The 21,749-nt window shown below is 68.1% G+C and carries 20 protein-coding genes; 15 read left to right on the forward strand and 5 right to left on the reverse strand.

Annotated features, from left to right (window positions below; all coding sequences use genetic code 11):
• Positions 1–177: 177 nt before the first annotated feature.
• From C9F13_RS12875 to C9F13_RS12905, 7 genes are all read left to right on the forward strand, one after another.
• Positions 178–2,970 carry a monovalent cation/H+ antiporter subunit A gene (locus C9F13_RS12875; RefSeq protein WP_108446664.1) on the forward strand — a complete coding sequence of 931 codons (2,793 nt, stop codon included), beginning with the start codon at positions 178–180 and terminating at the stop codon, positions 2,968–2,970.
• On the forward strand, positions 2,970–3,308 hold the full coding sequence (locus C9F13_RS12880; protein WP_108446665.1) for a Na+/H+ antiporter subunit C: 339 nt from the start codon (positions 2,970–2,972) through the stop codon (positions 3,306–3,308). The genes C9F13_RS12875 and C9F13_RS12880 overlap by 1 nt, the downstream gene beginning before the upstream one ends.
• Positions 3,305–4,828 carry a monovalent cation/H+ antiporter subunit D gene (locus tag C9F13_RS12885; protein WP_108446666.1) on the forward strand — a complete coding sequence of 508 codons (1,524 nt, stop codon included), beginning with the start codon at positions 3,305–3,307 and terminating at the stop codon, positions 4,826–4,828. The genes C9F13_RS12880 and C9F13_RS12885 overlap by 4 nt, the downstream gene beginning before the upstream one ends.
• On the forward strand, positions 4,825–5,331 hold the full coding sequence (locus C9F13_RS12890) for a Na+/H+ antiporter subunit E (RefSeq protein WP_108446667.1): 507 nt from the start codon (positions 4,825–4,827) through the stop codon (positions 5,329–5,331). Before C9F13_RS12885 ends, C9F13_RS12890 begins: the two co-directional genes overlap by 4 nt.
• The gene (locus C9F13_RS12895; protein ID WP_108446668.1) at positions 5,328–5,597 is read left to right on the forward strand and encodes a K+/H+ antiporter subunit F; all 270 of its coding nucleotides are present in this window, start codon (positions 5,328–5,330) and stop codon (positions 5,595–5,597) included. Before C9F13_RS12890 ends, C9F13_RS12895 begins: the two co-directional genes overlap by 4 nt.
• Complete coding sequence (locus C9F13_RS12900; protein WP_245888780.1) at positions 5,594–5,938, forward strand: Na+/H+ antiporter subunit G; 345 nt, start codon at positions 5,594–5,596, stop codon at positions 5,936–5,938. The genes C9F13_RS12895 and C9F13_RS12900 overlap by 4 nt, the downstream gene beginning before the upstream one ends.
• 87 nt (positions 5,939–6,025) lie before the next feature.
• Complete coding sequence (locus C9F13_RS12905; RefSeq protein ID WP_108446669.1) at positions 6,026–6,430, forward strand: hypothetical protein; 405 nt, start codon at positions 6,026–6,028, stop codon at positions 6,428–6,430.
• A gap of 21 nt (positions 6,431–6,451) precedes the next feature.
• Here C9F13_RS12905 and C9F13_RS12910 read toward each other — a convergent pair whose 3' ends face one another.
• A complete protein-coding gene (locus tag C9F13_RS12910) occupies positions 6,452–7,345 on the reverse strand; it encodes a helix-turn-helix transcriptional regulator (RefSeq protein WP_108446670.1) in 894 nt (297 codons plus the stop codon).
• Between the two features lie 125 nt (positions 7,346–7,470).
• On the opposite strand from C9F13_RS12910, the gene C9F13_RS12915 reads away from it, so the two are divergent.
• From C9F13_RS12915 to C9F13_RS12950, 8 genes are all read left to right on the forward strand, one after another.
• Entirely contained in the window at positions 7,471–8,175 is a 705-nt protein-coding gene (locus C9F13_RS12915) for an ABC transporter permease (RefSeq protein ID WP_108446671.1), read from the forward strand.
• Positions 8,172–8,897, forward strand: a complete 726-nt coding sequence (locus tag C9F13_RS12920) for an ATP-binding cassette domain-containing protein (RefSeq protein ID WP_108446672.1) — start codon at positions 8,172–8,174, stop codon at positions 8,895–8,897. Before C9F13_RS12915 ends, C9F13_RS12920 begins: the two co-directional genes overlap by 4 nt.
• Before the next feature lie 56 nt (positions 8,898–8,953).
• Positions 8,954–9,787, forward strand: coding sequence for an ABC transporter substrate-binding protein (locus tag C9F13_RS12925; protein WP_211310965.1), 834 nt, complete (start codon positions 8,954–8,956; stop codon positions 9,785–9,787).
• 373 nt (positions 9,788–10,160) lie between these two features.
• Positions 10,161–11,330 (forward strand): isovaleryl-CoA dehydrogenase, encoded by a 1,170-nt coding sequence (locus C9F13_RS12930; RefSeq protein WP_108446673.1) that lies wholly within the window; start codon positions 10,161–10,163, stop codon positions 11,328–11,330.
• A gap of 12 nt (positions 11,331–11,342) precedes the next feature.
• Positions 11,343–12,950, forward strand: coding sequence for a carboxyl transferase domain-containing protein (locus C9F13_RS12935; RefSeq protein ID WP_108446674.1), 1,608 nt, complete (start codon positions 11,343–11,345; stop codon positions 12,948–12,950).
• A 7-nt stretch (positions 12,951–12,957) separates the two neighbouring features.
• On the forward strand, positions 12,958–13,800 hold the full coding sequence (locus C9F13_RS12940; RefSeq protein WP_108446675.1) for an enoyl-CoA hydratase/isomerase family protein: 843 nt from the start codon (positions 12,958–12,960) through the stop codon (positions 13,798–13,800).
• Positions 13,797–15,833 (forward strand): acetyl/propionyl/methylcrotonyl-CoA carboxylase subunit alpha, encoded by a 2,037-nt coding sequence (locus C9F13_RS12945; protein WP_108446676.1) that lies wholly within the window; start codon positions 13,797–13,799, stop codon positions 15,831–15,833. The genes C9F13_RS12940 and C9F13_RS12945 overlap by 4 nt, the downstream gene beginning before the upstream one ends.
• Before the next feature lie 164 nt (positions 15,834–15,997).
• A complete protein-coding gene (locus C9F13_RS12950) occupies positions 15,998–16,897 on the forward strand; it encodes a hydroxymethylglutaryl-CoA lyase (RefSeq protein ID WP_108446677.1) in 900 nt (299 codons plus the stop codon).
• Between the two features lie 155 nt (positions 16,898–17,052).
• Here the strand turns inward: C9F13_RS12950 and C9F13_RS17590 are convergent, their stop codons facing one another.
• The 4 genes from C9F13_RS17590 to C9F13_RS12970 form a co-directional block, all read right to left on the reverse strand.
• Entirely contained in the window at positions 17,053–17,559 is a 507-nt protein-coding gene (locus tag C9F13_RS17590; protein ID WP_170121152.1) for a hypothetical protein, read from the reverse strand.
• Between the two features lie 81 nt (positions 17,560–17,640).
• Complete coding sequence (locus C9F13_RS12960; RefSeq protein WP_157955202.1) at positions 17,641–18,249, reverse strand: DUF4145 domain-containing protein; 609 nt, start codon at positions 18,247–18,249, stop codon at positions 17,641–17,643.
• 570 nt (positions 18,250–18,819) lie between these two features.
• Positions 18,820–19,632, reverse strand: a complete 813-nt coding sequence (locus tag C9F13_RS12965; RefSeq protein ID WP_108446680.1) for an alpha/beta fold hydrolase — start codon at positions 19,630–19,632, stop codon at positions 18,820–18,822.
• 110 nt (positions 19,633–19,742) lie between these two features.
• Entirely contained in the window at positions 19,743–21,656 is a 1,914-nt protein-coding gene (locus tag C9F13_RS12970) for an ABC transporter ATP-binding protein (protein WP_108446681.1), read from the reverse strand.
• Positions 21,657–21,749 lie beyond the last annotated feature (93 nt).

Raw genomic sequence — 21,749 nt, forward strand, 5'->3', positions numbered from 1 at the left:
ATAGTGAAGAGGCCGGTCGCGACAGCGCCGGACCCGCGCGCTTCAGGGAGCCTGCACCATGACAGGGACGATCGCCGAACCTCGAGCCGCCCTCCTCAATAAGCCCGCGCCAGGCCGCGGAGAGACGCAGCCTCACGCCCCCGAGCACGCCGCCGGCCGATAGCCGGACACGCCCGCATGATACTGGCCCTGATCCTCCTGCTGCCGCTGCTCGGCGCCCTGCTGCCGGCGCTTTGCCGTCGCGCCTCCTGCCGACGGCTCGCCGGCCTGGCCGCCCTGCCCGCCCTCTCGAGCCTTGCGCTGCTGCTGAGCCTGCTGCCGCGGGTCACGGGCGGCGAGACGCTCATTGCCGAGCTGGCCTGGCTGCCCTCGCTGGGGCTGAACCTGGCGCTGCGCCTCGATGCCCTGGGCCTGCTGTTCGCCCTGCTGATCACCGGCATCGGCGCCGCGATCCTGCTCTTCGCGCGCTACTACTTCGAGGGCAGCGCCTCGGCCGCCCGCTTCTTCACCCTGGTGCTTGCGTTCATGGCGGTGATGCTCGGCATCGTGCTGGCCGAGAACCTGCTGTTCATGCTGGTGTTCTGGGAGCTGACCAGCCTGGTGTCCTTCCTGCTGATCGGCTTTCACAGCGACCGCCAGGCGGCACGGCTGGGCGCGCGGATGTCGCTGGTGATCACCGGCGGCGGCGGCCTGGCGCTGCTCGCCGGCATCGTGCTGCTGGGCCAGGCCGCCGGCAGCTACGAGCTCTCGGTGGTGCTAGAGGCCGGCGAGCGGATCCGCGGCCACGAGCACTATGGGCTGATGCTCAACCTGATCCTGCTCGGCGCCTTCACCAAGTCGGCGCAGTTCCCCTTCCACCTCTGGCTGCCCCACGCCATGACGGCGCCGACTCCGGTCTCCGCCTACCTGCACAGCGCGACCATGGTCAAGGCGGGGCTGTTCCTGCTCGCCCGGCTGCACCCGGCCCTGGCCGACACCGAGCTGTGGTTCCACCTGGTCACCCTGACCGGCATGGTGACGCTGATGGTGGGCGCCTTCGTGGCCATGTTCATGCACGACATGAAGGGGCTCTTGGCCTACTCCACGGTCTCCCACCTGGGGCTGATCATGCTGCTGCTGGGCCTGGGCACCCCCATGGCCTTGGCGGCGGCGCTCTTCCACCTGGTCTGCCATGCGCTGTTCAAGGCGCCGCTGTTCATGATGGCGGGCTACGTGGATCGCGCCACCGGCACCCGCGACATGCGCCGCATCAACGGCATGTGGCGCTTCATGCCGTCGCTGATGGTGCTCTCGGCGATTCCCGCCGCCGCCATGGCCGGCCTGCCGCTGATGAGCGGCTACGTGAGCAAGAAGATGCTGTTCGGCGAGAGCCTGAGGGTGGTCACGCCGGAGTGGGCAGCGCTGGTGATCCCCGTCTGGGTCACCCTGGCCGGGCTCTTCTCGGTGGCCTACTCGATTCGCATCTTCCATAACGTCTACTTCAACGGGAAGCCCATCGACCTGCCGGTCTGGCCGCCCCGCGAGCCCCGCCGGGCGGCCCTCGTACCCATCGCGCTGCCGGTCCTGGCCACGCTGGTGGTCGGCCTCGCGCCCCAGGGGCTCTACGCGACGCTCGTCCACCCGGCCTTCGAGGCCGCGCGCCAGGCCGAGCTTGCCGCCTTCGACTTCGGGGCGCTCGGCGGCTCCCGGACGGGGCTGATGAGCCTCGTCGCCCTGGCCGGGGGCGCCCTCTTCTACGCGATCCGCGGTCCGCTGTTTTGCCTCCACGCCCGCCTGCCCGAGGTGGATGCCAAGGAGATCTTCGACTGGGTCATGCGCCGCGCCACCGAACGCTCCCAGCGCCGCGTCTTCCAGCTCGAGAACGGCTCGCTGCAGCGCTACCTGACCTTCATCATGGTCACCGTGGTGGTGCTGGTCGGCGTGGAGCTGCTCGCCGTGGCGCGCTGGAGCGGCGGGGTGCCGCTGGGGCCGCTCGACCCGCTGACCGTGCTCGCCGCCGCCCTGCTCTGCCTGGCGGCCATCGGCGTGGTGGTCTTCCACCACTACCGGCTGCCGGCCCTGCTGCTGCTCGGGGTGACCGGGCTCTTCGTGACCGTCGCCTTCGCGCGCTTCTCGGCGCCGGACCTGGCCCTGACCCAGCTGATGGTGGAGGTGATGGCGGTGGTGATCATGATGCTGGCGCTCTCCTTCCTGCCCCAGCAGTCGCCCCGGGAGTCGACGCGCGCAAGGATGGGCCGGGACCTCGCCATCGCCGGCCTGGTGGGCGGCGGGGTGGCGGCCTTCAGCTTCGCCATCCTGACCCGCCCGCAGCACACCATCTCCGACTTCTTCCTCGCCAACAGCGTGCCCGGCGGGGGCGGCACCAACGTGGTCAACGTGATCCTGGTGGACTTCCGCGGCTTCGATACCCTGGGCGAGATCACCGTGCTCGGCATCGCGGCGGTGGCGGTCTTCGCCTTCACCCGCGACCTGCACCTCAAGGAACGGGTCGTGGACACCCAGCCCGGGCACTGGGTGGCCGAGCCGCACCCGATCATGCTTAGCACCGTGGCCCGGCTGGTGCTGCCGATCGCCCTGCTGGTCTCGGCCTACATCTTCCTGCGCGGCCACAACCTGCCCGGCGGCGGCTTCATCGCCGGGCTGATCACCGCCGTGGCCTTCACGCTGCAGTACATGGCGGGTGGGCTGGTCTGGGCCCAGGCGCGCATGCTGACCGCCTTCCGGCCGCTGATCGGGGCCGGCCTGCTGATCGCCGTGGCCACGGGGCTCGGCAGCTGGCTGTTCGACCATCCATTCCTCACCTCGGCCCACGGGCACTTTCACCTGCCGCTGGTCGGCGAGTTCGAGCTGGCCACCGCCATGCTCTTCGACCTCGGCGTCTATGCCACCGTGGTCGGGGCGACGCTGCTGGTGCTGGCCAACCTCGGCAAGCTGATGACGGTGGCCGGCCCCGGCAAGGAGATCGGCTGATGGAACTGCTCTACGCGATGACGCTGGGCGTGCTGACCACCTGCGGGGTCTACCTGCTGCTGCGGGCGCGGACCTTCACGGTGATCCTGGGCCTGACCCTGCTCTCCCACGCCGTGAACCTCTACCTGTTCGCCTCGGGGCGGCTGGTTGCCGGGGCGCCGGCCATCGTCGGCCTCACCGACCGTTCGGCGGACCCGCTGCCCCAAGCCCTGGTGCTGACCGCCATCGTCATCGGCTTCGCCATGACCGCCTTCGTGGTGGTGCTGGCCCTCAAGGCCGCGGTGGAGCTGCGCAACGACCACGTCGACGGCGAGAACCCCGACGAGGATCGCCTATGAACCACGCGCTGATCCTGCCGATCCTGCTGCCGCTGATCACCGGGGCGAGCCTGCTGCTGCTCTATCGGCTGCCGTTCGGCGTGCAGCGCCTGGTCGGCCTCGCCAGCACCCTGGGCCTGGTGGGGCTGGGCGCCTGGGCCCTGGTCGCGGCGGGCGGCGGGGAGTATCGGCTCTACCATGCCGGCGACTGGCCGGCGCCCTTCGGCATCGTTCTGATCCTCGACCGCCTCAGCGCCCTGATGCTGGCGCTGACCGCCCTGCTGGGGCTCGCCTGCCTGCTCTACGCCAGCCGCGGCATCGACCGCCGAGGGGCGCACTTCCACGCCCTCTTCCAGTTCCAGCTGGCCGGCCTCAACGGCGCCTTCCTCACCGGCGACCTGTTCAACCTCTTCGTGTTCTTCGAGATCCTGCTGATCGCCTCCTACGCGCTGCTGCTCCACGGCGGCGGGCGGGCCCGAAGCCGCGCCGGGCTGCACTACGTGATCATCAACCTGGTGGGCTCGGCGCTGTTCCTGATCGCCCTGGGCACCCTCTACGGGCTCACCGGCACCCTCAACATGGCCGACCTGGCGCTCGAGGTGGCCGCCGCCCCGCCGGGCGACGCGCCGCTGCTGGCGGCGGCCAGCATGGTGCTGCTGGTGGTGTTCGGCATCAAGGCCGCCATCCTGCCGCTGCTCTTCTGGCTGCCCCGCGCCTACTCGGCCTCGAGCGCCCCGGTCGCCGCGCTCTTCGCCATCATGACCAAGGTCGGCATCTACGCCATCCTGCGGGTCTTCCTGCTGGTCTTCGGGCTCGGCGAGGCGCCGGTCAACGCCGCCGCCTGGCAGTGGCTCTGGCCGCTGGCCCTGCTGACCCTGGCGCTGGGCGGCGTCGGGGTGCTCGGTTCGGACAGCCTGCGCACCCTGACCGCCTACCTGGTGATCATCTCGGTGGGCACCCTGCTCGCCACCCTGAGCCTCGTCACCCCGGCGACGCTGGGCGCCGCGCTCTTCTACCTGATCCACAGCACCGGCATGGCAGCCGCCTTCTTCCTGCTCGCCGACCTGCTGGGCCAGCAGCGCGAGGAGGGCTACGACCGCTTCTCGGTGGAGGCGCCCATGGGCCATCGCGCCCTGCTCGGCGGCCTGTTCTTCCTCGCCGCCATCGCCGCGGTAGGCCTGCCGCCGTTCGGTGGCTTCGTCAGCAAGGTGTGGATCCTCCAGGCGAGCGCCGACGAGCCGCGCGGGCTCTGGCTGTGGGCCCTGCTGCTGGCCGCGGCGCTGTTGACCCTGATCGCCGTCAGCCGCACCGGCAGCCGCTGGTTCTGGCGCCCCGGGCCCGCCACGGCGCCGCGCCCGCTGGATCGCGGCTGCCTGGCCGTCGTCTGTGCCCTGGTCGCCCTCAACGGCGTGCTCGCGGCGCTGGGCGAGCCGGTGATGGGGTATCTGGCGCTGACCGCCGAGCAGCTGCTGACGCCCGAGGCCTACATCGCCGCCATGCTGCCGGAGACGCTGGCCCTCGCCCCGGAGGTCTCGCCATGACGCCGAACGTCCGCTCCCGGCAGTTCTGGCTGCCGCACCCGCTCTTCTCGCTGTTCCTGGCCCTGCTCTGGCTGCTGATGGTCAACGACCTAAGCGTCGCCCATGCCCTGCTGGGGCTGGCCCTGGGGGTGGCGATCCCCATCGTGACCCACGCCTTCTGGCCCGAGGAGGCGAAGATCCGCCGCCCGCTGCCGCTGCTGCGCTACCTGGGGGTGCTGCTGGTCGACATCCTGCGCTCCAACCTGGTGGTGGCGCTGCGCATCCTGCGTCCCACCCGGCAGCTGCGGCCGGGCTTTTTCACCTACCCACTGGCGCTGGACGACGACTTCGCCATCACCCTGCTGGCGAGCACCATCTCGCTGACCCCGGGCACCGTCTCGCTCCACCACGACGCCGAGGCCAACACCCTGCTGATCCACGCCCTGCATCTCGAGGACGAGGCCGAGGCCATCGCCACCATTCGCACGCGCTACGAGCAGCCCCTGGAGGAGATCTTCCGATGATCGCCATCGTCATCCCCATCGCCATGACGCTCTTCGCCGTCGCCGCCCTTTTGAACCTCTACCGGCTGGCCATCGGCCCGGACATCGTCGACCGGATCCTGGCGCTGGACACCCTGATGATCAACAGCATCGCGCTGATCGTGCTGGCCGACCTGCGCATGGGACTCGGCGTGCTCTTCGAGCTGGCGCTGCTGATCGCGCTGATGGGCTTCATCGGCACCGTGGCCATGAGCAAGTACCTGGTGCGGGGGGACGTGATCGAATGAGCGCCCTCGACATGCCGGTGATGCTGCAGCTCGTCATCGCTGCCTTCCTGCTGATCGGGGCCCTGGTGGCGCTGATCGGCTCCTGGGGACTGGCCAAGCTGCCGGACTTCTACACCCGGCTGCACGGCCCCACCAAGGCCAGCACCCTGGGCGTTGGCTGCACCCTGATCGGCTCGCTGCTCTACTTCAGCCACCAGCAGGACGGCGTCTCGGTGCAGGAGGCGCTGGTGACGATCTTCCTGTTCGCCACCGCCCCGGTCAGCGCCCACATGATGGGCAAGGCCGCCCTGCGCCGCCGCCTCGGGGGCATGCCGGGCACCCGCAACCCGCCCAACCGCTAGCTCGCCTCCTGTAGGCCGCCTCTGGTTGACTTCTCCGCCCCAATGGCCAGAATGATATTCACTCTCATTTGAGCCTCATGGTGCGCTATGACCGCGGAACGCTCCCAGCTCTACTACGCCTGCGTCTTCCTGCAGGTCTCCTTCCAGGCGATCCAGCACTCGGTGACCTGCTCCACCCGGCAGGACGACACGCCCTGCTGGCTGGACGCGCAGACCATGAGCCTGCTGCTTGGCGAGCTCCAGCGCTGCCGTCGGCAGGCCGGCCCCATGAAGGACGTCTCCCCCTGCCTGGACACCGCCTTCTACCACTGCGGCCTGCTGATGGCCCAGTGTCCCGGCGCCCTCAACCGTCCGCTCTGCCAGCACCATCTGGAGGCCATCATCGCGCCGCTGAAGGAGGCCGCGGCGCGGCTCTCGGGGAAGGCGAGCCCGGCCTCCGAGCACCGCGCGCCGACGACGGGGCAGCGGCTGCGCCGCTGGCTGGGATGGTGAGGGCGGCGCCTGCCCGCCTGCTCAGGCGTTGTGCACCACCCGCCCGAGTGCCGTGATGTCGTAGCCGCCGAGGGCGGCGGCCCGCTCGGCGAAGCGGGGTTCCCGGGCGAAGGCGAGCAGGCGCTGGATCGGCGCCTCGAAGTAGCTGCGCCGGCGCAGGGCCAGGTCGAACGCCTCCTCGTGGAGCGGAACGAAGGCGAGGCCCTGGCGGCGGGCCGCGGCCTCCACCCCCAGCCCCGCATCCGCCTCGCCCTGGCGGATTGCCAGCGCCAGGTCGTCCTCGGAGAGCGACGGATGGTCGGCGAAGCACAGCGCGCCCGGCTCGATGCCCGCCCGCCCCAGCAGCCAGGTCAGCAGCCGATGGGCGCCGGCATCCGGCTGGCGATGGGCGACCCGCACCCGCTGGTCCGCCAGGTCGCCGAGGCCCGCGATGCCCAGCGGGTTGTCCGGCGCCAGCAAGAGCCCCTGGCGACGCGTCGCCCAGCGCACCGTCACCAGGTCGCGCATGCCGGCGAGCCCCAGCGCCTCGGGTCGGTTGTAGTCGCCGCGGTGCTCGTCCAGCAGGTGCAGCCCCGCCACCATCGCCTCGCCCGAGAGCAGACGGCGCACGCCATCGCCGCTGCCGTGGCAGAGCAGCGCCAGGCCCGCGCCGCTCTCGCGCACCGCCCACTCCAGCAGCGGGTCCTGGCTGCCGGCGAGCACCAGGGGCACGGGGCGGCTGCTCGCCCGATCACCCTCCAGGTGGCTCATCAGCCACAGGTCGATGGCCTGGCGCGGGAAGAGCAGCTTGCCGGTCACCCGCATGCAGGGGATACCGCCCTGGCGCACCAGGTCGTAGACCTTGCGCTCCTTGAGGCGCAGGTAGTCGGCCACCTCGGCAGTGGTCAGATAGGCGTGGTGCGGGCCGAGTGTCATGGGTTCCCCTTGTCCAGGTACAGGCTGGGCTAGTCGTTTTCCTGCATCTTACTGCATGAATTCCCGTACCGGGTGCATTGGCGGCGTTTAACGCACAAGATGCCAGGAGAGTGCAGGAGAGCCCGATGCCCGACGACGCCAACGCCTTCCAGACCGCCCTCGCCCTGATCCTGGGGCTCGATCCCGACCTGATCGGGATCGTCACGCTGTCGCTCAAGGTCTCGTTCACCGCCGTGCTGATCGCCGCGCTGATCGCCCTGCCGCTGGGCGCGGCGATCGCGCTGTGGCGCTTCCCCGGCCGCGGGGTGCTGATCGTGGCGCTCAACGCCCTGATGGGGCTGCCGCCGGTGGTCGCGGGGCTCGCGGTCTACCTGCTGCTCTCCCGCGCCGGCCCGCTGGGCGAGCTCGGCCTGCTGTTCACCCCCGGCGCCATGGTGATCGCCCAGGTGATCCTGGTGCTGCCGATCATCGCCGCCCTGACCCGCCAGCAGGTCGAGGAGCTCCACGGCGACTACCGTGAGCAGCTCACCTCGATGGGCGTCTCCCGGGCCCGGCGCATCCCCACCCTGCTGTGGGACGCCCGCTTCGGCCTGGCCACCGTGCTGCTCGCCGGCTTCGGCCGCGCCAGCGCCGAGGTCGGCGCGGTGATGATCGTCGGCGGCAACATCGACGGCGTAACCCGGGTGATGACCACCGCCATCGTGCTGGAGACCAGCAAGGGCGACCTGCCCCTGGCGCTGGGGCTCGGCATCGTGCTGCTCGCCCTGGTGGCGCTGGTCAACGCCGCCGCCCACCTGGTCGGCGAGACGGCGCGGAGGCGGGTGGGATGAACGAGTGGACCCGCCTGGACGTCACGGCCATTCCCGCGCTTTCCCTCGAGGGCGTCGGCTTTCGCCACCGCGGCCAGCCGCTGCTGCATCCCGTCGACCTGCGCCTCACCGGCTGCCGGCGCACCCTGGTGATGGGCCCCAACGGCGCCGGCAAGAGCCTGCTGATGCGCCTCGCCCACGGCCTGCTCGCCCCCACCGAGGGCCGGGTACGCTGGGAGGGGCGCCCGCCGCGCCAGGCCATGGTCTTCCAGCGCCCGGTGCTGCTGCGCCGCTCGGCCCTGGCCAACCTCACCTATGCCCTGGCGGTCGCCGGCACGCCCCGCCGCCGGCGCAAGCTGCTGGCCCGCGAGGCGCTGTCGCGCTTCGGCCTGGCCGCCCTGGAGGCGCGTCCGGCCCGGGTGCTCTCCGGCGGCGAGCAGCAGCGCCTGGCCCTGGCCCGGGCCTGGCTGGTGGCGCCCGAGGTGCTGTTTCTCGACGAGCCCACCTCGGCGCTGGACCCCGCCGCCATCAAGGCGGTGGAGGACGCGGTCAACGACTTCCACCGTCGAGGCACCCGGATCGTCATGACCAGCCACGACCTGAACCAGGCCCGCCGCCTGGCCGACGACATTGTCTTGATGGTGGACGGGCGGCTCGTCGAGCACGGCCCGGCCGAGACCTTCTTCGCAGCACCCGCCTCCGCCGAAGCGCGGGCCTTCATCCGGGGCGAGCTGATCTGGTGACGGCTCGCCCCGCGCAACACGCAGCAACCCACACCGCCACAAGAAGGAACCTCAGCATGGAACGCAAACTCCGCCTCACTCGCCCCGGCCTCACCCTCGTCGCCCTCGGCCTGATGGGCGCCTCGCTTGACGCCAGCGCCCAGGACGAGGCGCGGTTCATCACCCTCGCCTCGACCACCTCCACCCAGAACTCCGGGCTCTTCGACGCCATCCTTCCCCGGTTCCGCGAGGCGAGCGACATCGAGGTCCGCGTGGTCGCCGTGGGCACCGGCCAGGCCTTCGAGATCGCCCGCCGCGGCGATGCCGACAGCCTGCTGGTCCATGACACCGAAGGCGAAGAGCGTTTCGTCGCCGAGGGCTACGCCACCGAGCGCGCCGACGTCATGTACAACGACTTCGTGATCGTCGGCCCGAGCGACGACCCGGCCGGCATCAGTGACGCCCAGAGCATCGAAGAGGCGCTGTCCGACATCGCCGAGGCCGAGGCGCCCTTCGCCTCCCGCGGCGACGACAGCGGCACGAACCGCGCCGAGCTGCGCCTGTGGGAGGCCGCCGGCGTCGAGCCCGGCGGCGAGTGGTACCGCGAGCTCGGCAGCGGCATGGGCCCGACGCTGAACACCGCCGCCGGCATGGACGCCTACGCGATGAGCGACCGCGCCACCTGGGTCGCCTTCGACAACCGCCAGAACCTCGCGCTGCTGTTTGCCGGCGACGAGGCGCTGTTCAACCAGTACGGCAGCCTGCTGATCGACCCGGAGCGCCACCCGCACCTGAAGCATGACCTCGCCGAGCAGTGGCACGACTGGCTGCTCTCCGAGCAAGGCCAGGCCGCCATCGCCGACTTCGAGGTGAAGGGCCAGCAGCTCTTCTTCCCCAACGCCGCGAAGTGATCCCCCGAATCGGCCCCGGACGCCCGGGGCCGATCTCCGCCTCGCCTTGAGACGTCAGCTCCTCCGCCACCCGAGGGCAGGCATCCCCCCCGGCACGTGACGAGCGCCGTCACCCGTCGATTCCTACTTGGTAGTCTCCCTGGACGCCCACGCGGCGAGCGCCGCGCGGGGCTATCCTCTCTCCAGGGGCGCCGCCCTTCCCCCGACATCCCGCCCCGCCTTTCGACATTCGTCGTAGCGTTCATCAGCTGCACTTTACGTTAACGTCAACCTCACCTAGTCTTGTGCCATCCGCCACTTCGTTGGCACCCGTTTGACCGTCGCGCCCGCGCTGAGCGCCAGGCGCGCCACCCGACACGACCGGAGCCCTGCCATGCACACGCCCTACCAACCCCTCGACTTCGGCCTCGACGACGAGCTGAACATGCTGCGCGATCACGTCAACGCCTTCGCCCGCGACGAGATCGCCCCGCGCGCCGCCGAGATCGACGAAAAGAACGAGTTCCCCAACGACCTCTGGCAGAAGTTCGGCGACATGGGCCTGCTCGGCATCACCGTGCCGGACGAGGACGGCGGCAGCGGCATGGGCTACCTCGCCCACTGCATCGCCATGGAGGAGATCTCCCGGGCCAGCGCCTCGGTGGGCCTCTCCTACGGCGCCCACTCCAACCTCTGCGTGAACCAGCTCAAGATCAACGCCAGCGCGGAGCAGAAGGCCAAGTACCTGCCCAAGCTGATCAGCGGCGAGCACGTCGGGGCGCTGGCCATGTCCGAGCCGGGCGCCGGCTCCGACGTGGTCTCCATGAAGCTGCGCGCCCGCAAGGAGGGTGACAAGTACATCCTCAACGGCAACAAGATGTGGATCACCAACGGTCCCGATGCCGACGTGCTGGTGGTCTACGCCAAGACCGACCCCGAGGCCGGTTCCAAGGGCATCACCGCCTTCATCATCGAGAAGGGCATGACCGGCTTCTCCACCGCCCAGAAGCTCGACAAGCTCGGCATGCGCGGCTCCAACACCTGCGAGCTGGTGTTCGAGGACTGCGAGGTGCCGGAAGCCAACGTGCTCGGCGAGGTGGGCAAGGGCGTGAAGGTGCTGATGAGCGGCCTGGACTATGAGCGCACCGTGCTCGCCGCCGGCCCCATCGGCATCATGCAGGCGGCCATGGACATCGTGGTGCCCTACGTCCACGAGCGGAAGCAGTTCAACCAGTCGATCGGCGAGTTCCAGCTGGTGCAGGGCAAGATCGCCGACATGTACACCACCCTGAACGCCTGCCGCGCCTACCTCTACGCCGTGGCGGCGGGCTGTGACCGCGGCCGCACCTCGCGCAAGGACGCCGCCGGCGTGATCCTCTACTGCGCCGAGAAGGCCACCCAGGTGGCGCTGGACGCCATCCAGCTGCTCGGCGGCAACGGCTACATCAACGAGTACCCCACCGGACGCCTTCTGCGTGACGCCAAGCTCTACGAGATCGGCGCCGGCACCAGCGAGATCCGGCGCATGCTGATCGGCCGCGAGCTGTTCAACGAATCCAAGTAAGGGCGGCGTTCCATGAGCATCCTCCAGACCCAGATCAATCCGCGCAGCGACGTCTTCCAGGCCAACGACGTCGCCATGCGCCGCGAGGTCGGCCAGTTGCGCGAGCTGACCGCCGCCATCCACCGCGGCGGCGGCGAGAAGGCCCGCGCCCGCCACGAGTCCCGCGGCAAGCTGTTCGTGCGCGACCGCATCGACCACCTGATCGACGAGGGCTCGCCCTTCCTCGAGTTCTCGGCGCTGGCCGCCCATGAGGTCTACGACAGCCCGGTGCCCGCCGCCGGCGTGGTCACCGGCATCGGCCGCGTCTCCGGAGTGGAGTGCGTGATCGTCGCCAACGACGCCACGGTCAAGGGCGGCACCTACTTCCCGCTCACCGTGAAGAAGCACCTGCGCGCCCAGGAGATCGCCCGCAAGCATCGCCTGCCGTGCATCTACCTAGTCGACTCCGGCGGCGCCTTCCTGCCCCGCCAGGACGAGGTCTTCCCGGATCGCGACCACTTCGGGCGCATCTTCTACAACCAGGCCACCCTCTCCGCCGAGGGCATCCCGCAGATCGCCGTGGTGATGGGCTCCTGCACCGCCGGTGGCGCCTACGTGCCGGCCATGGCCGACGAGTCGATCATCGTCCGCGAGCAGGGCACCATCTTCCTCGGCGGCCCGCCCCTGGTGAAGGCCGCCACCGGCGAGAGCATCAGCGCCGAGGACCTGGGCGGCGCCGACGTGCACGCCAAGGTGAGCGGCGTGGCCGACCACTACGCCGAGAACGACGCCCACGCCCTGCAGCTGGCCCGCGCCTGCGTGTCGCGGCTCAACTGGCAGAAGCGCGGCGAGTTGAAGATGCAGCCCTCCAAGCCGCCGCGCCTCGATCCCACCGAGCTCTACGGCATCGTCGGCACCGACCTCAAGAAGCCATACGACGTGCGCGAGGTGATCGGGCGCATCGTCGACGACTCCGACTTCGACGAGTTCAAGCGCACCTACGGCGACACCTTGGTCACCGGCTTCGCCCACATCCACGGCCACCCGGTGGGCATCGTCGCCAACAACGGCGTGCTCTTCTCCGAGAGCGCCGTGAAGGGCGCGCACTTCATCGAGCTGTGCGCCCAGCGCAAGATCCCGCTGGTGTTCCTGCAGAACATCACCGGCTTCATGGTCGGCTCCAAGTACGAGCACGAGGGCATCGCCAAGCACGGCGCCAAGCTCGTCACCGCCGTGGCCTGCGCCCGGGTGCCCAAGTTCACCGTGCTGATCGGCGGCAGCTTCGGCGCCGGCAACTACGGCATGTGCGGCCGCGCCTTCGAGCCCAACCTGCTGTTCATGTGGCCCAACGCCCGCATCTCGGTGATGGGCGGCGAGCAGGCCGCCGGCGTGCTCTCCCAGGTCAAGCGCGAGCAGATCGAGCGCGAGGGCCGCGAGTGGACCCAGGAGGAGGAAGAGGCCTTCAAGGCGCCCACCCGAGAGCAGTACGAGCGCCAGGGCCACCCCAACTACGCCAGCGCGCGGCTGTGGGACGACGGCGTGATCGACCCGCTGCAGACCCGCGAGGTCCTCGGCCTGTCGCTCGCCGCCGCCATGAATGCCGAAGTGGAAGAGACGCGCTTCGGCGTGTTCCGGATGTGAGGTCGAGATGACGCCGACATACTCCCGACTGACGATCGACGACCGCGGCGTGGCCCGGCTGACGCTGGACCGCCCGGACGTCCACAACGCCTTCGACGACCACCTCATCGCCGAGCTCAATGCTCACCTCGAGCGCCTGCATGACGCCGCCCGCCACGGCGAGGTGCGCGTGGTGGTGCTGGGCTCCGAGGGCAAGAGCTTCTCCGCCGGGGCGGACCTGGGCTGGATGAAGCGCATGGTCGAGTACGACTTCGACGGCAACCTCGCCGACTCGCGCAAGCTCGCCACCCTGATGCACCGCCTGGACACCCTGCCCTGCCCCACCCTGTGCCGGGTGCAGGGCGCGGCCTTCGGCGGTGCGGTGGGCCTCGCCGCCTGCTGCGACGTGGTGGTCGCCTCCGAGAAGGCCAAGTTCTGCCTCTCCGAGGTCAAGATCGGCCTCTCGCCGGCGGTGATCAGCCCCTACGTGCAGCGTGCGCTGGGCGAGCGCCAGGCGCGCCGCTACGCATTGACCGCCGAGGTGATGGACGCCGCCACCGCCCAGGGCCTCGATCTGGTGCACCGGGTGGTCGCCCCCGAGGACCTCGACGCTGCCGTCGACGCCATGCTCGAGACGCTGCTCGCGGGCTCGCCACAGGCCCAGCGCGCCACCAAGGCGCTGCTCGCCGAGGTCGCCCGCGAGCCCGACAGCAAGGCCACCCGCGAGCACACCTGCCGCGTGATCAGTGAGCTTCGCGTCAGCGCCGAGGGCCAGGAGGGGCTCGCCAGCTTCTTCGAGAAACGCCGCCCCGCCTGGACCGCCGACGCCTCCCAGAATTCCGACACGACCGCCACGGAGCGCCGCTCATGAGCCGTTCGACCCCCTTCGACACCCTGCTGGTCGCCAACCGCGGCGAGATCGCCTGCCGGGTGATGCGCACGGCGCGTGCCATGGGCCTGCGCACCGTCGCCGTCTACTCCGATGCCGACGCCAATGCCCGCCACGTGCGCGAGGCCGACGAGGCGATCCGCCTCGGCCCCGCCGCGGCCCGCGAGAGCTACCTCAAGGTCGAGGCCGTGGTCGAGGCCGCCAAGCGCAGCGGCGCCGGGGCCATCCACCCCGGCTACGGCTTCCTCTCCGAGAACGGCGCCTTCGTCGAGGCGCTGGATGCGGCCGGCATCGTCTTCGTCGGCCCGCCCGCCTCGGCCATCGCCGCCATGGGCGACAAGTCCGCCGCCAAGGCGCGCATGGCCAACGCCGGCGTGCCGCTGGTGCCGGGCTACCACGGCGACGACCAGGACGACGCCCTGCTCCGGGCCGAGGCCGACAAGATCGGCTACCCGGTGCTGCTCAAGGCGAGCGCCGGCGGCGGCGGCAAGGGCATGCGCGTGGTGGAGTCCGGCGAGGGCTTCCAGGCCGCACTCGACGGCTGTCGCCGCGAGTCCCAGGCCGCCTTCGGCGATCAGCGCATGCTGATCGAGAAGTACCTGACCCAGCCCCGCCACGTCGAGGTGCAGGTGTTCTGCGACAGCCACGGCGCGGGCGTCTATCTCTTCGAGCGCGACTGCTCCGTGCAGCGCCGCCACCAGAAGGTGCTCGAGGAGGCCCCGGCCCCGGGCATGAGCGAGGGCCTGCGCCGCGAGATGGGCGAGGCCGCGGTGCGCGCCGCCAAGGAGATCGGCTACGTGGGCGCCGGCACCGTCGAGTTCCTGCTCGATGCCGACGGCTCGTTCTACTTCATGGAGATGAACACCCGCCTGCAGGTGGAGCACCCGGTCACCGAGATGATCACCGGCCAGGACCTGGTCGAGTGGCAGCTGCGCGTAGCCATGGGCGAGGCACTCCCTCTCGCGCAGAATGAATTGACCATCACCGGCCACAGCTTCGAGGCGCGCCTCTACGCCGAGGACCCGGAACAGGACTTCCTGCCCGCCACCGGCACCCTCACCCGCTTCGCCATGGACCTCGAGGGCGCCGAGCTCGACCCGGCTCGCGTGCGCCTGGACAGCGGCGTGGCGACCGGCGATGCCGTCTCCATGCACTACGACCCGATGCTCGCCAAGCTGATCGTGCATGGCAACGACCGCGCCCAGGCGCTCGCCACCCTCAACCGCGCACTCGCGGCGCTGGACGTGCAGGGCGTGGTCACCAACCGCGCCTTCCTGCAGCGCCTGGCCACCCACCCCGCCTTCCAGGCCTGCGAGCTCGATACCCGCTTCATCGAGAAGCACGAGGAGACCCTCTTCGCGCCGCGCCGCTACACCACCGAGGAGTACGCCGGGGCCGCCCTGGTGGGCCTGCACCAGCTGGCCCGCGAGTGCGAGAGCGACTCGCCCTGGGACCGCCACGACGGCTTCCGCCTCAATGCGCCGCACACCATCCGCATCGCCCTCTGCGACCCCGCCCATGCCCAGGATGACGACGACTCCGAGGCCGTGGTGGTGGTCGAGGGCACCCGCGAGCGCGAGGACGCCGCCTGGCACCTGACCATCGGCAGCGAGACCCTCACCGCGCGCCTCGACCCGCTCGAGGGCGACGCCGTGGCCATCACCCTGGACGGCCACCGCCGCCGCCTGCAGGCGCGCCGCGACGGCAACGTGGTGGTGATCGTCGACCCGCGCGGCGAGACCCGGCTCTTCTGGCGGCGCATCGACGCCATCGACCACGGCCGCCAGGAGGCCGAATCGACCCTCACCGCGCCCATGCACGGCACCGTGGTGGCGCTGCTGGTCGAGCCCGGCGCCCGCGTCGAGCAGGGCATGCCGCTGATGGTGATGGAGGCGATGAAGATGGAGCACACCATGGCCGCCCCCGCCGACGGCCACGTGGCGAGCTTCCACTTCGCCGCCGGCGACACCGTGGGCCAGGGCGACGTGCTGCTCGACTTCGCCGCCGACGAGTAAGACAACGCGCTCAGGCAGGCGACGCCGGGGACAGGTCGAAGCGGAGGTCCTCTGCCAGGGATGGCAGAGGTAGCGCCCAAGGATGGGTCCACAGCGCCTCCGCGATGGTCCGACACTTCGGGGCCTGTCGCCGGAAAAGTCGCCAACACGACAGGAGTGAAGAAATGGCATTTCCCCAAACCGTGCGCCTGGTCGAGGTCGGCCCCCGGGACGGCCTGCAGAACGAGCCCGAGCCGATCGGCACCGAGACCAAGCTCGCGCTGATCGACCGGCTCGGCGCCGCGGGCCTCACCCACATCGAGGCGGCGAGCTTCGTCTCGCCCAAGTGGGTGCCACAGATGGCCGACCACCGCGAGGTGATGCAGGGCCTAACGCGCCGCCAAGGCATCTCCTACTCGGCCCTCACCCCCAACCTCAAGGGGCTCGAGGCCGCGCTAGAGTGCGGCGTGGATGAGGTCGCGGTGTTCGGTGCCGCCTCCGAGGCCTTCTCGCAGAAGAACATCAACTGCTCGGTGGCGGAATCGCTCGAACGCTTCGCCCCGGTGCTGGAGCGCGCCCGCGAGGCCAAGGTGCGCGTGCGCGGCTATGTCTCCTGCGTGCTGGGCTGCCCCTACGAGGGCGAGATCGCCCCGGCCAAGGTGGCCGAGGTCTCCAAGGCGCTCTATGAGATGGGCTGCTACGAGGTCTCGCTCGGCGACACCATCGGCGTGGGCACCCCGCTCAAGGCCAAGCGCATGCTCGAGGCGGTGGCGCGAGACGTGCCCATGGACAAGCTCGCCGCCCACTTCCACGACACCTACGGCCAGGCGCTCGCCAACCTCTACGCCGTGCTCGAGGAAGGCGTGGCGGTGATCGACAGCTCCGTGGCCGGCCTTGGCGGCTGCCCCTACGCCAAGGGCGCCTCCGGCAACGTGGCAAGCGAAGACGTGGTCTACCTGCTCGACGGCCTCGGCATCGAGAGCGGCATCGACCTCGACGACCTGGCCGCCACCGGCAGCTGGATCACCCAGGCCATCGGCCGACCCAACCGTTCCAAGGCAAGCGTGGCGCTGTCCGCGAAGTAACGGTAGAGCAGAAACGAAAAGCCCCGAGTCAGGAAACTGACTCGGGGCTTTGTTTTTTAGCAGTTTAACGCCGCAATAACCGGAAGCTGAAAGGGAGCGAAGAGCAGTGCAAGCTGTCCGGCGCCGCAGGCGCGCAGCTGATTGATTTGTTGAGTTTAATTGGCAGAAACAAAGCTTTTTATATGATCATCATCTTCTAGCGAGAAGAGCAAATCCTGAGAGGCATTTTGGAAAACTTCTTGGACTATTCCATGAATCCCATACCATTCTTCTGACTTCACACGATCAGAATGAATCGTGTCATCAGAAAAATCTACACCGCCGGCGGCTGCCTTCTGAGCAAGAAAAAAGGCTTCATCAAATGAAATTGGTGTATCTAATTTGTGTGCCAACCGGTTTCTTATTCCATTTACCTCATGGAGAAAACACGCCATTCCGTTATGGATTAGGCCTCTCGATTCAGCAGCATTAATTTTTCTGTAAAAGCTCCAATCAAAATACCCACCTTTATCGGAATCATTAGGGGTCGTTTCGAGCATTAACACCAACACTGACTCAAGAACCAGATGACCGGCCAAGAACGCTCCCAGCACTTCATTTTCAAACAAAGAGATTATGTGCTCTATGCTTGGTTTAGTCCTGTATTCCCACGGATCTTTCATAGTTTTGAAACCTAATGTTCAGCTCACCGGAAAAATGGGAGCGTAGCGTGTATTTTTCCGGTGAAGCTGCTTGCTATGCATTTATATCGCAACATCAGGATTTGGTACCATACTTGGAAACTCGTAGATAAACCTGAGAAGCATTTCTGTGAAAGCAAGCAATTCCAATGCATCGTTTTTCTGCATTACCGCGATTTCGTGTGTTGCCTCATTGCCTTTTTTACGAATGTGATCAACCCAGTGCTTACCGTTTGGCGGAGTATAGCCTTTATCTGAAAGATAATTGACATATTCGATAAATCGCAAACCTTCGCTTGCGCCCTGCTCTACAGCTATATTCATGAGCATTTTCCTACAAAGCAGTACAGCACCAGTGAAACAGCTTTGGCTAGTGCATTTTCTAGCTTCTTCATACAGCGAATCCAGTCCATCAGGAACATTACGAACCGAATTGCCAAGAGATGGAGTAGGAAAGCGGCCACTACGCTCGGAAACGAAAGTAGGTCCTTGGCAATTTGGACATATATAAATGCCGCCGACTTGGCTACCGCTTGCGTCTGGATGGACACCTAGTTTATATCCCCGATCAGAAGAAACTCGGTGATCACAGTAACCACAAACATAAGTCTGATTCTCGATAGCCTGGAGCTGCTTCCAGCCACGTTCTTTTGGATCAAAAAATGGTCTCATGATCATCCTCTACATTGCATAACGCCTCAATAACCGACAGCTGAAAGGGAGCGAAGGGTAATCGGGGTCAGCCCCCAATTATTGCTGCCGGCATCCGGAGTCCACTCGGATAACAGCGACACTCGGCTAGAGGTACGCTACCGCCCCTACCTAGGCATGTTCACGACCTGCAGCCATCCATGCGGTAGTCCTTGGGTGACGCTTTATGCCTTCCTGGCTCCCTGCGAGATACATTAGCAGAGCCTATGTGAGCCTGTGCGGGGTTGCAAAGTCGAGTTTGGTCGCAAGGGGCGCTTCCACCGCCCGCGCGTGGCCGGAGTGCTCCGCGAATACGGCATGCATGACCGCGAGCGGGCGCCGGCCGACAGCCGCGAACGACACGACCCGGCGTCGCGCTGACTCGCCTCGGACAACCAGTAGCCATCGGTCGCGACAGTCCCCTCCCCCCAATGAAGCCACCAAACTGGCGAGGCCACAGTGCGGCGCAGAGGCCGCTTCGCTCCGGCAGCGCCTGGTGGATTGGATGGCTCGGGCTTGGCGGAATAAGCCGCATACAGCACATGGCAGCAGCTATTCCCGGTGGCGGGGGTACGCCAATGACCTCAGAAACGCCAGCACGGCCGCGTTGACCCTCTCCGGCTGCTCGAGAGGTGTCATGTGCCCGGAGTCTGGAATCGTGGTGAGGCGGGCATCCGGCAATCCCTCCTGAATCCGACGGGAGAGCGACGGCGGCAGCATGCGGTCCTCCTCGCCCACCACCACCAGTGCCGGCACGCCGATCTCGTGAAGGCGCTCCACCACCGAATCCCGTCGCATCAGCGCCGCCAGGCACTTGAGCGCCGAGGGCACGTCGCTTCGGGCGATCATCGCCCGGGTTTCGGTGACCAGCGCGGGGTTGTCGCGCCGCGTGGTGGCGCCGAACATCAGGCGGGTCACGTATGGAAGCAGCGGGCGGAACCCGAAGACGCTCACCGCGATTCCCATGGCGCGATACTTCACCCGGTGCCAGGCGATTTCCGCGCCGGCATCCGTATCCATCAGGATCAGGCCGGCGATCCTCTGCGGATGCCGGATCGCCGCGCGCAGCGCCACCATGCCGCCCATGGAAAGACCGCACCACACCGCCCGCTCGATGCCCAGGGCATCCAGAACGGCGATGACGTCGTCGACGGCATCGTAGAGCGTGAATGGCTCGGTGAGATGACCGGAGCGGCCGTGGCCGCGCAGATCGACGTTGATGACGCGATGCTGTTTGGCCAGCACCGGCACCTGGGCGCGCCATATCTCGCCCGAGCCAAGAAAACTGTGGACGAGCACGATGGGCAGCCCCGCGCCGGCCTCCTCGTAGGCGATCGCGACACCCTGATGGTCAATAACAGGCATGACGTCTCCAAAAAATAGGATCGATACCGGGCAGCTGGACGAGCGGGCGCTCGTTGCAAGGCGGCGGGATGAACCTCGCGCCGACGCCGCCCTGGTCTGACTTCGCCCCCTCAGTCGTGCCCCTCGCGCCCGGAGGCCGGTTCGGCCTGCACCGGCTTGGCCTCATCATCGATATCCTCGCCGATAAAGCCGCCGGACTGGCGCCGCCACAGGGCAGCGTAGAGGCCGTCCTTGGCCAGCAGTTCCCCGTGGGTGCCGCTCTCGACGATCTGTCCCTCATCGATCACCACCAGGCGGTCGAGCATGGCAATGGTCGAGAGCCGGTGGGCGATGGCGATCACCGTCTTGCCCTCCATCAGCGTATAGAGCTGCTCCTGAATCGCCGCCTCCACCTCGGAGTCCAGCGCCGAGGTGGCTTCATCCAGCACCAGGATGGGCGCATTCTTGAGCAGCACCCGGGCGATGGCGATGCGCTGACGCTGGCCGCCGGAGAGCTTGACCCCGCGCTCCCCCACCTGGGCATCCAGGCCGCGGCGGCCCTGGAGATCCACCAGGTCATCGATGAAGGTATCGGCATGGGCGCGACGCACCGCCTCCTGGATCTGCGCTTCGCTGGCCTCGGGGCTGCCGTAGCGGATGTTGTCGCGCACCGAGCGGTGCAGCAACGAGGTGTCCTGAGTGACCATGCCGATATGCCGGCGCAGCGATTCCTGGGTCACCCCGGCGATGTCCTGGCCATCGATCAGGATGCGTCCGCCCTCCAGGTCGAAGAAGCGCAGCAGCAGGTTGGCCAGGGTCGACTTGCCGGCCCCGGAGCGACCGATCAGCCCCACCTTCTCACCGGGGGCAATGGTCAGGTCGAGGCCGTCGAAGACCCGCCGGCCCTGGCCGTCGGGCCGCTCGTAGCCGAAGTGCAGCGCCTCGAAGCGTATCTCGCCACGCGGTACCGTCAGCGTGCTGGCATCGGGCGCGTCCTGCACCGCCGGCTCCTGGGCGATGGTATTGAGGCCATCCTGCACGGTACCGATGTTCTCGAACAGCCCGGCCACCTCCCAGAGAATCCAGTCGGACATGAAGCGAATGCGCATCACCAGGGCGATCGCCACGGCGATGATCCCCAGCGACACCGCTTCCAGGTACCAGGCGCCGATGGCCATGGCGGCCACCCCGGCCAGCAACAAGGAGTTGAGCACCGTCAGGCTCACGGTCAGGCCGGTGGCCAGGCGCATCTGCCGATAGACGGTCCCCATGAACCCCTCCATGGCATCGCGGGCGTATTCCTGCTCGCGACGGGTATCGGCGAACAGCTTGATGGTCTGGATATTGCTGTAGCTATCGACGATGCGCCCGGTCATCACCGCTCGGGCATCGGCCTGCGCCATGGAGACCGCCCGCAGGCGCGGCACGAAGATCCACATGATGGCGATATAGCCGGCGAGCCAGAGCACCAGCGGCAGCATCAGCCAGGGCTGGGCGCGGCCCATCAGCAGCATGGCGCCGGTGAAGTAGACGAGCACATAGACCATCAGGTCCATCAGCTTCATCACCGTCTCGCGGATCGCCAGGGCCGTCTGCATCACCTTCTGGGAAACCCGCCCGGCGAACTCGTCCTGATAGAAGGCCAGGCTCTGGCCGAGCATATGGCGATGCGCCAGCCAGCGACCGATCATCGGGTAGTTGCCGAAGATGCCTTGCTGGGTCACCAGCGCCTGCAGCAGGGTCAGCAGCGGCAGGCCAATCACCACCAGCGCCGCCATACCGGCCAGGCGCCAGCCATGCTCGGCGAAGAAGCCCTCACGCTCGGCGCCGGACAGCCAGTCCACCAGTTCGCCCATGGTGTGGAAGAAGAACACCGCCGCCGCCGAGACCAGCGCCGTCAGCAGCGACATCACGACCAGCAGCGGCAGCACCGGCCGCGAGAAGTGCAGGATAAAGGCGAATAACCCCCTGGGTGGCGTGCCCCGATTGTCCTCCGGGTAGGGGTTCACCAGGGTCTCGAAATAGCGAAAGAGGGCGCGATACATGGCAGCAATCCGGTTGCAGGGAGTGAGCTCGACGTTCTCGAGCCTCGTGGAGGATAACCAAGCGAGGACCCGACCTGCACCCTGGGATGCCAA

Origin of the sequence: Halomonas denitrificans (genome assembly GCF_003056305.1) — a bacterium.
Classification (GTDB): Bacteria; Pseudomonadota; Gammaproteobacteria; order Pseudomonadales; family Halomonadaceae; genus Halomonas; species Halomonas denitrificans.